The following is a 12,951-nucleotide window of genomic DNA, read 5'->3' as shown; positions in this document are numbered from 1 at the left end:
TTTAATCAAAACGACATTTGTGAAGCTGTATATCTATTCTTAACTGATAATAAGGATCTAATGAAATATATAAGCCACTGCGTTAAGACCTATACATATGATTTCCTTTTGGATGGCTGGACCACGGATAAATGCCACATTTCAATATGCCGTTCCGAAAATCAAGGGTGTTTTTTATTAATATTACCGCTAAAAAAGATTTTATGAATAAGGCATATTGTAGTTGTTTCGCTACTTCTCTTTTTCAAACGAACTTTTTGTGTGTTCCAATGACGATGGTTTTCAGTCATCAAAAAGAAAGACGCTGTAAACTTGGTTTACAGCGCCTTCCATTTATTTAGGGTTATGAGCTTTATTAAGGCTCCGCGATCATCTCTTTAGCGATTATCTCGGCCTCGGCTTTATCGGCGTCCTTTTGGATGTTCGGCAATTCAAGGCCGTAGCCTTTGATCCGGTCCTCACGTTTCAACATCAAGGCGATGAAGAGGGCGAGTACACCGAAGCAGGTGAAGACTGCCATCGGTATCGTATAGTCGTAAGCCGGTTTGCCCGTACCATTGTCGATCTTGCAATACGTATCCAATATCCAGCCGATTAATAAGGGAACCATACTCAGACCGATATTCTGTACCCAGAAAATCAAGGCATAAGCCGTGCCTAATTGCTTCTCCGGGATAATCTTCGGAACAGATGGCCACATCGCCGATGGGACCAAGGAGAAAGCGATACCCAATACGATCATCACGATCGTGGCGAACCACCACTGATTCAAGATCGGAAGCGTGAATAATAAATGCACGCCGATCAACATCAAGGCGCCAAAGATCATGATCGTCGCCCCTTTACCCTTGCGGTCGTATAAGTTACCGAAGAACGGAGTCAGAAGAATCGTGCCGAAAGGTAAGATAGCCGGAATGTTTCCCGCCAACTCCGGATCTACGTTATATTTATTGACCATCAAGTCCGTAGCGTATTTCAAGAAGGGGAATACGGCCGAATAGAATAATACGCAAAGCAGAGCGATCAACCAGAAACCCTTATTAGTAACGATCAATAAGATATCTTTCAAACGGAAAGGCTCTTCCTCCTCGGCTTGCTCGATAGCGTCCATCGAAGCGTCCAGCTTGCGATCCATCACGCAAAATACGAGGAAGGCGATCAAACCGATACACAACATACAAAGACAAAGCAAGATAGGAGCGGAGATGCTACCGAAGTACTTGGCGGCGGGAACCGTGATAGATAAAGCCAAGGCCGTACCCAAACGAGCCGTAGCCATCTCCAAGCCCATAGCCAACGCCATCTCTTTTCCCTTGAACCACCGTACGATAATCTTAGATACCGTGATACCGGCGGTCTCCACGCCGACACCGAAGATCGCGTATCCGAGGGCGGCCACCATCACTTGCGCTTTCCATCCGAAAAGCTCTCCTTCCATCGTAAACGCATCCGAGATGGCGTAATATTTAATGGAACAACCGATAATCATCAAGATACAGGAAGCGACACCCGTGAAACGGACACCCATCTTATCCAGAACGATACCACCAATGATCAACATGAAGAGAAATACGTTGAACCAGCCGTAAGCGCTGGTGAACCAACCATATTCCGTACTCGTCCAGCTTAGCTGTTCTTCCAACATCGGTTTAAGCGGAGCCATTACATCCGTAAGGAAGTATCCGCAAAGCATCGTGAATGCCGCCAAAGCGAGTACACTCCAGCGTGCGACTTTCGAGTCGCTTAGTTTCTGATGAATTTTTTCTATCATGATATTTGTTTTATAGAGTTATATTATTTGTATTCGTCTTCTTTCATGAACAAGGGGAGAGCGTCCGCTACGATAAACGTACTGCCTCCGATAAAGATCAGGTCGTTCTCACGAGCCCTTCTTAACGCTTTCTCGACAGCGTCTTGCACCGTATCGCAAAGGGTACCGGACAGTCCGTGACGCATGGCTTTCACGGCGAAATCCTCTACGGGCATCGCTCTCTCCACGGAGGCTTGCGTGAAGAAATAAAAAGCGTCTTGCGGCATCAAGGATAATACGCCATCGATATCCTTGTCGTTTACCATGCCGATGATCATATAGATTTGCCCGCAATATTGACGCAAGACTTTCAGATGCTCCGCTAGGTGCTCCCAGCCTCCTACATTATGCCCCGTGTCGCAAATGACGGTCGGTTTGGATCGCAAGGTTTGCCAACGTCCCATCAATCCCGTCAGTTTCGTTACGTGGGCGAAACCCTCGTGTACCGCTTCCGGGATGATATCTACACCCAATTCCGTTCGTAATATATGGATGGCGGATAATACGGTGACAGCATTTCTTACCTGTACCTCACCGCCAAGTTCTCCTTGGATTTCTCCATATTCAACGGAAGGGAAGAACCATTTGCCACCGACCGTCAGCCTGCACTCGTCTTTTACCATGTCCATTCGTTGGGCGTAGTAGAAAGGTGCGCCAACTTCTTCCGCCTTGTTTTTGAAAACGTCGTAAACCGATTGTTTCTCGGCTTCCCCAAGAAGTGCCGGTACGCCTTTCTTGATAATGCCGGCTTTCTCCGCCGCTATCTTCTCCTCCGTATCTCCCAAGAATTGCGTATGATCCAGACTGATATTCGTGATAATACTCAAGATCGGAGTGATAATGTTCGTACTGTCCAAACGACCGCCAAGCCCGACCTCGATAACCGCGTAATCTACCTGCTGGTCGCGGAAATACTCAAAAGCCATGCTGGACGTTAACTCGAAGAAAGAAGGATGGAGAGGCTCGAAGAAAGAACGATGACGCTCGACGAAATCAACCACGTAATCTTGGGAGATCTTTTTCCCGTTCACCCGGATGCGTTCCCGGAAGTCCACTAAGTGGGGAGAGGTATAAAGCCCGACCTTGAAACCGGATTGCCGGAGAATGGCCGCCAATAGATGGCTGACCGAGCCTTTGCCGTTTGTCCCGGCTACATGGATGGTCTTATAGGCTTTATGCGGATTTCCCAGATAATCATCTAGGGCGATACTTGTACCAAGACCGGGTTTGTAAGCGGAAGCTCCGCTGTGTTGGAAGACCGGGATGCTGGTATATAGATAGTGTAGCGTTTCCTCGTATGTCATGTTTTTGTAAATTAGATGCTACAAATGTAGTTAATTTTATTTATACCTTTGCGACTCGTTTATAAAAAGGAGAGAAAAAGAAAATGGAAACACGACGTATAACCTATACGCCTCAAGGAGGTGTTTGTTCTAAGTTGATGGTGATCGACGCGAAGGATGGCGTGATCGAGAATGTGCAGATTGTAGGAGGTTGCCACGGTAACGGGCAAGGCATGTGCGCCTTATTGAAAGGTATGCGCATCGAAGACGCTATCGGTCGTTTGTCTGGCATCGATTGTCATGGAAGGGGAACTTCATGCCCGGACCAGATGGCACAGGCATTGAAGCAATTCAATCAATGATCAGTTTATATCCGATTCCCCGGATATTCAAAATCTTGATAGACTCGTCTTTCGATAACTTATGACGTAGCTTGGTGATAAAGACATGCAGGCTGCGTGCGTTGAAGAAAGAATCATCCCCCCAAAGGTCTATCAAGATCCCTTTCATCGGTAATACTTGGTCCTTATTGTCGCAAAGGCGCTTCAATATCTCGGATTCCCGGTTGCTGAGGAGTTGTTTCTCTCCCCGGTAGACCAATGTCTGCGTGATGGAATCGAACGTATAAAGCCCGATACGGAAAGAGGTGGCTTCCGGTCTTTGGACGGACACCTTATGCAGTAACGCCTTGATGCGCACGATCAATTCCGCCATGCCGAAAGGCTTTTTCAAGTAATCGTTGCCGCCCAGCTCGAAGCCCTCTACCACGTCGTTGGCCGCGGAACGGGCCGATAGGAATAGGACAGGGGTATGCGTATCCGTCTTACGGATCAACTTGACCATCGTGAAACCATCCATCTTAGGCATCATGATATCCGCTACGATAATATCCGGCTTGATCTCCGCGTAACGGGAGAGGCCCTCCTCGCCATTCGCAGCTAGGGTGATATCGAACTCGTTCCCATCCAGCGTATCCTTGATGATCATGGCCAATGTAGGCTCGTCTTCTACTAGTAGTACTTTTATCTTTTCCATATTTGATACTTTATTTTCGGATTATTATTTAAAATGCAGGGTAAAGGTGGAGCCTTTGCCGGGGACGCTTTCCACACGGGCTGTTCCTCCATGTTTACCCATCATGTCTTTTACGTAATATAATCCTAGGCCATAACCTTTCACGTTGTGGATATTCCCGCTGGGAACCCGGAAGAACTTGTCGAATATCTGCCGCTGGTTGGCTTCGCTGATACCCGGGCCGTTATCGGTTATGGAGATTGTCGTTTCGTGATTGTCTTGCCGGGCTGTCGCTTCGATGCGGCAAGGTTCCTTGTCGGCGTATTTGATCGCGTTATCGATAAGGTTGCTCAACATATTATATAGGTGGGTACGATCGGCCACCAATTCTATATCCTCGGGGATGGAGCAAGTAAACTCCACGGGTTTGCTCGCTTTCAGTTTGTATTGCTCGATGAGGGAGTTCACCAACTCGTTTAATGAGATGGTTTCGGGGCGCAAGCGGAAGGTACTGCGGTTCTCTACGGCGAGTGTCAAGATTTGTTCCACCAATCCGGTAAGATGGATAAGTTGGTCTTTAACGATCGTCAGGTATTTCTTCTGTTTCTCGTTGACGGGATCGCTAAAGTTCAATAATGCGTCTACGGCGGCATAGCTGACGCTGATCGGGGTTTTCAGCTCATGCGTCATATTGTTGGTGAAATCGGTCTTCAATTCTTCCACGGTCTTTTGCTTTAAGATGGGCGGAGTAAGTATATGAAAGCGCAAATGATCAGCAAAAGTAATAGGAAGGAGGAGATCAGGATGCCTTTCATCTGGGTGAGTATCACGCTGGCCGGCGATTTGAGGAACAGGCGATATTGTAACGTGCTCTCGTTATGGAGCGGGTAATCGAAATGCACGGGGTTTTTCCACGTAGTGAATCGTTCCGGCTTGTCCAGATGCATCCAACCCTTCTCGTCCCCGTTGTTTGGTTTATAAATCGTTACCAGCTCATGTTCCGTTACGATGTTTCTTGCCTCCAGCTCCGAGGTTAATAATTTGTTGTAGGTCTTGAAATCAATTGGTTTTATAGAATCTATATTTGCGTGCATCGCTTGCTGCACCATGTCCTCCACCTCGCCGATTACATATAGGTAATCCGTTAGGGTAGAGTCTATCGAGCTAAAGTCCTCCTCATCCCCGTAATCGATATGTAGTTTCATGTGTGAGTCGGGATTTGCCGTCTTGAAGATATCTTCCCGGTTAAGGTCAGGATCTTCTTTCTGCGGATGGATCGAAGCTTTTGCGTCCATCTTCTGCTTATTAGACGGATCTAGCTCTGAGCTGAAGTACACATCTTGGGTTTGAGGTCCCAGCGCTCCCTGTTCTTTTTTGATAGATCGGATGCGCAGGAACAACTCCTTATAGTCGGCGATCTTCATCGCTTCCTCTATATTGATCTCCATCTGTTTATATAATGTATCATATAAACCTTTCAGCCAGTATCCTTGGAAAACCAAAAGCCCGGCCAGCGATAGGACGATCAACAAAGCGATTAACTTAAAACGAAGTCTGATGTTCATGAAGTCTCTTTATGCTTATAATCGAATTGATCGCTAAAAATAGACAATTTTATTACATGAACTTTTAATACGCAAGATAAACTTTATGCGGGCGCTTGTAAATATTTACTAAGGATGCCCATCAACGCCCCAATATCAATCGGTTTAGCCAAATGATAATTCATGCCCGCTTTGATAGCGTTTGTCACGTCTTCGGAAAAAGCGTTGGCGGTCATGGCTATAATTGGCATATGTGCGATATCCCTTCGTTGGAGGGAACGAATCTGCCGGGTCGCCTCATAACCGTCCATGATAGGCATCTGGATATCCATCAGTATTATCTGGTAAAATCCTTCTTCCGATTGGGCGACTTTATGTACGGCGTCGAGCCCATTTATCGCCGTATCGATAGTGATACCGGTGCTGCCGATGATCTCTACGGCGATCTCACGATTTAACTCGTTATCCTCCACCAGCAAGATGCGCTTGCCGGAATAATCGACGTTTGATAACTTGAATGGGCGGATCGGTTCCGGCTGGTCTCCTTCGTCAAGGAAAGATCTCAATACTTGGAGTAGCTTGGACTTATAGAGAGGCTTGGTGATGAATCCATTGGCCTTAACCTCCTTAGCCTCTGCCTCATATTCCTCAAGATCGTATGCGGAGAGAATGATGATCGGTACGTCCGCTCCCACGAAACGTCTGATTTGCCGGGTTGTTTCAATGCCGTTCATTTGAGGCATCTTCAAGTCAATGATCACGGCGAAATACTCTTTCTCCGCTAAATGATGCTGTCGTACTTTTTCTATAGCTTCGCTACCTGAATATACGCATTCACTGTTTATCCCGATCTCTCGCAAACAGCTAGACGTGTTTAGACAAGCGATCTTATCATCATCTACCACAAGAACCTCTAAACCTTCTACCTCTATCTTATCATCGGGCTTCTGATCCCGACAAACCAATGGCATGTCGATGGTGAAGCGGGAACCTTTGCCATATTCACTCTCCACCTTGATATCTCCTCCCATCATCTGAATGATCTTATGGCTGATCGACATCCCGAGGCCAGTGCCTTGTATCCTCTTGATCTCATCATCGCTCGCACGCTCGAAAGGCTCGAAAATCTTATCCAGAAACTCCGGTTTCATACCTCTTCCGTTATCCTCAAACACGAATTGATAATTTCCGATGCCGTTATGAGGGTCCTTCTCGTAGATTTCTATCGTGATTCGCCCATTCTCCGGCGTATACTTAATTGCGTTCGAGAGGATATTCATCAATACCTGTTTGATACGCTGCGTATCGCCTTTTACATTCTCATGCCTAAGGTTCTTGACGTGTATATTTAAAGTTTGTTGTTTGTTTTTGATCTCCGGTTGCATCATAACGACCAAGTCTTGCAAGAGCTCACCCACATTGAACTCATCCTCCGAAAGAATTAACCTGCCACTTTCGATCTTGGACATATCGAGAACCTCATTAATCAGACTCAATAATAATTTAGAGGCTCCATTGATTTTTTCCATACAATCTAATATTCTTTCACGTTCATCTACATGGGCTTTGGCTATAGTCGCCATTCCCATGATGGCGTTCATGGGTGTACGGATATCGTGGCTCATGCGGGCGAGAAAATCAGATTTGGCTTGGTTGGCTTGTTCCGCCGACTTTAGTGCTTCTTTAAGTTGCTTTGACTGTTTCTCCAGTTTCTTTTGCAACTCCCTCTGTTCGGTAATGTCGGTGATATTGATGTAAACGATAAGATAGATAGGCTCGTCACCTTCCCAGCCGATACATTCCCCGTTCAACTGTAACCAAGCGCCGTTGCCGTTTTTGTCTTTCGACTGGATAACGAAATGTACAGGTTCCCCTTTTAGCATACAGGGGATATGTGCGTTCATCGTATTACGGCTTGTTTCATCTAAACGGGAGAAAGGACTGAAAGATAAAAAAGAATTTTTATCGATACCAGAGAAGTCCATATATTTATCATTTGCCTCCAGCAATGTAAAACTGCCGTCTTTATGTACCTTATGCTTGGATATGAAGCCGGGGATATTATCATAAGTGATCGTTTGCTCGATCCGCCTTCGCATTACGTCCTCTACATCGGTCATTACCGTATAGGAGATAGGGATGCCGTCTTGTAGTTGGTCGGTAAACGTTGAGGTGATTTTAGTCCATCTTTTCCCTTTTCTCGTTGGCATCTGGATAACGGTTTCGTAACCGCTGGCTTTATTAGCTATCGTCTCGTAAACATTCTTGGATAATATATTCCAAGCTTCATCATAACCTTTAAAATACAAATCGGGTTTATTGTGGAAAAGAGCTTCATATTCTTCTTTGGGGTAACCTATCATATCGTAATAGAAGTCATTTGCCCATAAAAGTGTGAAATGCTCATCCAATAAATGTTTGCTGACGCTAGCTCCCGTAAGCCCCATCAATAAGTTGTATTCTAGATCCGTCTCTCGCCCTTCCATCGTATGTCTTTTTATATTATTTTACAAAAGTAAAAATTATAAAAGGTACCCTTGAAATTCTTCTTTTTGATAATATGTTCCGTTTTTGCTTTCGGCTAGTCGGATGTTTTCTGGTAACAAGAATAGGTATACGATTTACCCCTGTATTCTTGTGGAGTCATGCCTACATTTCGACGGAAGAACTTATTAAAGAACGATAGATTATTAAAGCCGAGGTCCATCGCTATGTTTTTGATTTCTTGGTTAGTCCCTTTTAGCTGTGTCTTAGCGTCTATGATTATTGTTTGCGTGAGGATCTCTTGGGGAGTCTCGCCGATCGCTTTTTTGATGGATGTCGAGAAATAGGAGAACGTGAGGCCCAACTTCTCGGCATAAAACGATACGTTATGCTCTTTTGTATAGTATCTTAATACCATATTTAGGAACTCTTGATAGATTTGTAACGGACGTGTAAGTTCCTGTTTCTCTAATGGGTAATTTTTACTGTATATTTCTGCGATACCTTGACTACACATCATAAAAATGGCCTTTATCATCTCTTTATTGTTCAAGATATCGGGATATACGGCATATTGATAGAGAAGCTCGTAGAAGTTCGTGATCAGGTTGGCCCTGTTTTGGGATATTTTTATAATCGGATACCTGTAAATCATAAGTAGATAACCCATCGTGCTCTTGATAAAATTTGCGTAACACATAAAATCGAAAGAGAACGCTATGAAATAGATCAAGATGTCGGGGGATATCTCATGTATTTGTATGCGACTATTGGGCAATAGCGTTACAACATTGAGTTTCGAGGTGGTCAATTCTGACATATTGATAGTTGAGCGTATTTGCCCTTCCATGCAAAGGATAAAGACCCCGGCTTTTATCTTACAAGGAATATTTATAAACTCCTTGAGTTCATCGGCGGATATGTATTTACCAACCATAAAGTCTGTAGGTGAATCAAGGCAGAGGAACTGTTTATCCATATTGTAAGATTTTTGACGTCAAATATAAATATTAATTGAAACTCAAATGTTGTAAAAGGAAATATGGAACATATTATCCCAAAAAATAGTTAGCCAAGACTAAATAAGATCCTTTACACCCATAAACTTGAATGGTTGCGCCGGCTTAAAGTCTTTTGAAGTGTTGCCATGATAGGTCTCACCGTTGGCGATGGATAGTTTAAGTACCGGCGCACCCTCCGATAAGTCCATGTCTCTCAGTCGTACCCAGAAAGTGTTCGGGGTCAGGCTCGACTCAAAGAAATAAATCAGGTTCTTGCTTTCGGATACCGTTCTCCATTGCGTGGTGGATATCTCCGGACTCTCGGGAGTCGATATGCCATAAGGGACAGAGGCGTTACGGATCACGCTGAATACACAGGCGATAGCTATCTTCTCATCGTCCGTCTTAAGTACGGCATCTATATAAAAACTAGCTCTGGCAAAACGGTCGGATGCACGGTTGGTACCCGGAAGGAAACTCAGCCCTCCGATCGATTTCCAATATTCACAAAGAGCCAACTGTTTATTATAAGTAGGGGAGTTAGTCATCACCTTGTATTCCTTACTGTGATAAACGGTCAGTTTACCTCCTATGTATTCGAAGATAGCGCAATCACCGGTTGCGTCGGAAATCGATAAATGTAAGGTCGCCAAGCGGGAACCGTCCGGCATCTTATCCGATACTACTTGAAACGTATCTTCGTTGATAAAAGAGACCGCTTCTTCCACCGTAGCGAAATTATCCAACATATATTGTACCCATATCGTTATGGCAAGGCCCGGTTTATTCTTATCTCTGGCCGGATATTGGGCTTCGGGTAACCAGAGCAAATTAGCTACCAAACCTTTCTCGTTCATTCCGTCCGTACTGGCTATCTCGAAAGCGGAGGTGATGATGCTGCCGTATTTGGATTTCCACTTTAAAGAATCCTTTCCTGTCTCCCCGTTTCTCTCCATCCCCCTAGGAAACACCCATAGGTTACTATGCATATCGGTCTTCCAGTCCATCGTGCGACCAGTCGCTACCATCCCGTTTGTTCCCGAATAAACTACTCTTGTACACATGATTTTCAACTTTTAATAGGTTATCTTCAAATATTTGATTGATATATCAACAGTTAGAACCTCTTAATGTTCAGTTTACGTTTTCGCATCAAAGAGTACGGCGGCCTCGAAACCTTTTTCCTGCAATTCCCTTAGGTGAGATTTAGCACAAAGGATACCATTCATACTACTTTTCTGAAGGTGTTTTCCAGATTATCTTGTTCCTCTTTGTTGGGTTTGATAATTGGCGATAAGACTAAATAACATTCCTGATAAGACAAGGTAAGACTTCGTAAGTGAGTGGTAACATAGTTTCTTTTAAGAATACGTTTCTTTTGTATGAACGAAAAATGATAAAAACAAACCGATATGAAACGTACTATTTACTACATGATTTTATGCTTGCTGATGAGTCTCGGTGAGATTATGGCACAAGGTATTTCCGGAAAAGTGATGGATGGCAAGGAACAACCGATAGATGGAGTGGCGGTGATTTTACAGACCCTTGACTCTGTATATGTGGATGCCGTGGTTACCGATACGCTTGGGGATTTTCGATTGAATCATCCGCTAGACCAGTCGTATCGACTTATTTTCCAGCACATCTTATATAATACGATAGGGAAAAAGATAACTACCGCCAACGTAGGTACGGTGGTGCTGGAGGAGAAAGATTATCAGTTAGCCGAGATTACCGTAAAGGGAGAACGCCCGCAAGTGAAACTGGAGGGAGGCAAGCTGACCTATGATATCCCTCAACTGATGAAGGATAAGACTGCCACGAACGCTTTTGAGATCATCAAGGACTTACCGGGGCTTATCGAGCGGAATGATAATCTGGAACTGGTAGGGGCCAGTCGTTTGAATATAATCTTGAATGGGCAGTTGACGACAATGTCGGCAGATCAATTAATCCAGTTACTGAAAACTATGCCAGCCTCAAGGGTCGAAAAGGCTGAGGTGATGTATAACGCTCCAGCTAAATATAATGTCAAGGGGGCGTTACTCAATGTCGTATTAAGTAAGAATGAGTCCGAGACTCCTTCTTGGCAAGGTGAAACGGGTGTGGATTACACCCAATATCGCCATGCGGGGGGAGATGCGCATGTGAATTTACTTTATACGAATAAGGGCTTTAGCTTAGATTTCCTGTTGAATGGTAATAAGAGACGGGATGTGATGGGGGAGGATATGTTGGCCCGCCATACATTAAATAGTGGTATGACGGAAATAAGCCAACATAATCGGGCCCTTGTCCATGTAAATAGAGGAACGGTTCGTCTGGGAATGGATTATACGTTCGCGAATGAGGATAAACTCTCTTTGGCATATTATCTGAAGGGAGATAAAGTCTTATCGGACCGTGATGCCTTTACCTCATATCTGGATCTGTCGAAGCCGGAAAATAAAAGTGAGAGTACGAGCTTGGTCCGTGACGACGGGCACTCCGCTATCCATAATATACGTTTACAGTATGACGGACATGCCGGGATATCGGCAGGAGCGGATTTTACTCGTTATCATTCGCCCTCGGTACTTGATTACCATGATACGAATACGAATGGTTCCCGGACTGATATGATAAATAATACGAGACAGGATGTATCCCGCTGGTCCGTATTCCTAAATAAGACACATAGTTTCGCTTCCGGGTGGGGATTGAATTACGGCGTGCATGGAGGTTACGCCTCGTCGAAAAACTATTCGGAGTATTTATATGAGCAAGGTGCTGGCTATGAGATGGACGAGGAAGCGTTGGAGGATAATACACAAAAGGAATACATCGCTGATATTTTCGCAGAGGTATCGAAAAGCTTCGGAGAGCGTTTCTCTGCTACGGTTGGGCTGAAAGGGGAGTATTTTAAGTCTGACTACACCTCTAGCCGGGAAAATATGAACCTATGGAATGAGGGGGCGTTGTTTCCTACCGTATCCCTGAGCTATACGTTTTCTCCCCGCCATATTTTACAGTTCGATATAAGTAGCGATAAGACCTACCCCGGTTATTGGCAAGTCTCCCCGCAAGTAACGCCTCTAAACTCTTACTCGGAGGTGGCGGGAAATCCCTTGTTGAAACCTTATCGCACGTATGAGGGGCAGATGGTCTATATCTTCCGCCAAAAGTATATGCTGGTAGCGTTCTGTGAATACACGCCGGATTATTTCGCCCAACTTCCTTATCAAAGCGATACGGAACTGAAGACCGTTTTTCGTTTCGAGAATATGGATTATAGTCTGGAAACGGGATTGGCGGTGATCATTCCTTTTAATGTGGGTCGTTTTTGGAATAGCCGCATCACACTGCGAGGTTGGAGGATGCAAGAAAAGAATGATAACTTCCACGGCATCTCATATAACCGTGAGGCTTATCTAGGATTAGCGCATATGAGTAACACATTTAACCTATGTGATAAACCGAATTTAAAAATGACGATAGACGGCCAATACGTGACTCCCGGTGCTATCCAAGGTATATACGACTTGGGTTCCATGTATGAGATATCCGCTGGATTAAAATGGACTTTCTTGAATGACCGTGCCAGCTTGACACTTAAAGGAGACGATATTTTCGCCAGCAGCATTCCACGTACCATCAAGATAAACCAAGGCAATCAATGGAGCCGGATGAGGAAATTGAATGATGAGAGATGTCTGAAATTATCTTTTGTCTGGAAGTTTGGTGGTTACAAGGAGAAGGAACATGATTCGATAGACACATCTCGTTTCGGAAAATAATAGATGCCTTGTAGTTTCATCCTAATGAACTCTTTG

At 44.6% G+C, this 12,951-nt stretch carries 8 protein-coding genes and 2 pseudogenes; 2 read left to right on the top strand and 8 right to left on the bottom strand.

Annotated features, from left to right (window positions below; translation table 11 throughout):
• Positions 1 to 355: 355 nt before the first annotated feature.
• Positions 356 to 1,771 (bottom strand): MFS transporter, encoded by a 1,416-nt coding sequence (locus tag CI959_RS18890; protein ID WP_005857578.1) that lies wholly within the window; start codon positions 1,769 to 1,771, stop codon positions 356 to 358.
• Positions 1,772 to 1,794: 23 nt separating this feature from the next.
• Positions 1,795 to 3,114: a folylpolyglutamate synthase/dihydrofolate synthase family protein gene (locus CI959_RS18885; RefSeq protein ID WP_009275072.1), complete on the bottom strand. Its 1,320-nt coding sequence runs from the start codon at positions 3,112 to 3,114 to the stop codon at positions 1,795 to 1,797.
• Between the two features lie 83 nt (positions 3,115 to 3,197).
• On the opposite strand from CI959_RS18885, the gene CI959_RS18880 reads away from it, so the two are divergent.
• Positions 3,198 to 3,455, top strand: coding sequence for a TIGR03905 family TSCPD domain-containing protein (locus CI959_RS18880; protein WP_005857574.1), 258 nt, complete (start codon positions 3,198 to 3,200; stop codon positions 3,453 to 3,455).
• On the opposite strand, the gene CI959_RS18875 is transcribed toward CI959_RS18880, so the two are convergent.
• The 6 genes and pseudogenes from CI959_RS18875 to CI959_RS22140 all read right to left on the bottom strand — a co-directional run.
• Entirely contained in the window at positions 3,445 to 4,128 is a 684-nt protein-coding gene (locus tag CI959_RS18875) for a response regulator transcription factor (protein WP_005857572.1), read from the bottom strand. The two genes, CI959_RS18880 and CI959_RS18875, sit on opposite strands and share 11 nt — an antisense overlap.
• A gap of 24 nt (positions 4,129 to 4,152) precedes the next feature.
• Positions 4,153 to 5,672, bottom strand: a pseudogene (locus CI959_RS22145) (sensor histidine kinase).
• An 83-nt stretch (positions 5,673 to 5,755) separates the two neighbouring features.
• Positions 5,756 to 8,137, bottom strand: coding sequence for a response regulator (locus CI959_RS18865; RefSeq protein WP_005857568.1), 2,382 nt, complete (start codon positions 8,135 to 8,137; stop codon positions 5,756 to 5,758).
• A gap of 95 nt (positions 8,138 to 8,232) precedes the next feature.
• Entirely contained in the window at positions 8,233 to 9,114 is an 882-nt protein-coding gene (locus tag CI959_RS18860) for an AraC family transcriptional regulator (protein WP_005857566.1), read from the bottom strand.
• A gap of 99 nt (positions 9,115 to 9,213) precedes the next feature.
• A complete protein-coding gene (locus CI959_RS18855; protein ID WP_005857563.1) occupies positions 9,214 to 10,200 on the bottom strand; it encodes a linear amide C-N hydrolase in 987 nt (328 codons plus the stop codon).
• Between the two features lie 84 nt (positions 10,201 to 10,284).
• Positions 10,285 to 10,365, bottom strand: a pseudogene (locus CI959_RS22140) (cysteine hydrolase); the annotation flags it as partial.
• A gap of 183 nt (positions 10,366 to 10,548) precedes the next feature.
• Between CI959_RS22140 and CI959_RS18850 the strand changes: the two are divergent.
• Positions 10,549 to 12,915: an outer membrane beta-barrel family protein gene (locus CI959_RS18850; protein ID WP_008779743.1), complete on the top strand. Its 2,367-nt coding sequence runs from the start codon at positions 10,549 to 10,551 to the stop codon at positions 12,913 to 12,915.
• Positions 12,916 to 12,951 lie beyond the last annotated feature (36 nt).

This window comes from Parabacteroides sp. AT13, from assembly GCF_002272965.1.
Classification (GTDB): Bacteria; Bacteroidota; Bacteroidia; order Bacteroidales; family Tannerellaceae; genus Parabacteroides; species Parabacteroides distasonis.
The sequence above is the reverse complement of the archived record's forward strand: the minus strand, read 5'-3'. Positions and strand labels throughout refer to the sequence as shown.

Coding starts and splice junctions, on each gene's coding strand:
- CI959_RS18855 (WP_005857563.1), bottom strand. CDS start 10,200: ATGTGTACAAGAGTAGTTTATTCGGGAACAAACGGGATGGTAGCGACT.
- CI959_RS18880 (WP_005857574.1), top strand. CDS start 3,198: ATGGAAACACGACGTATAACCTATACGCCTCAAGGAGGTGTTTGTTCT.
- CI959_RS18890 (WP_005857578.1), bottom strand. CDS start 1,771: ATGATAGAAAAAATTCATCAGAAACTAAGCGACTCGAAAGTCGCACGC.
- CI959_RS18875 (WP_005857572.1), bottom strand. CDS start 4,128: ATGGAAAAGATAAAAGTACTACTAGTAGAAGACGAGCCTACATTGGCC.
- CI959_RS18865 (WP_005857568.1), bottom strand. CDS start 8,137: ATGGAAGGGCGAGAGACGGATCTAGAATACAACTTATTGATGGGGCTT.
- CI959_RS18850 (WP_008779743.1), top strand. CDS start 10,549: ATGAAACGTACTATTTACTACATGATTTTATGCTTGCTGATGAGTCTC.
- CI959_RS18860 (WP_005857566.1), bottom strand. CDS start 9,114: ATGGATAAACAGTTCCTCTGCCTTGATTCACCTACAGACTTTATGGTT.
- CI959_RS18885 (WP_009275072.1), bottom strand. CDS start 3,114: ATGACATACGAGGAAACGCTACACTATCTATATACCAGCATCCCGGTC.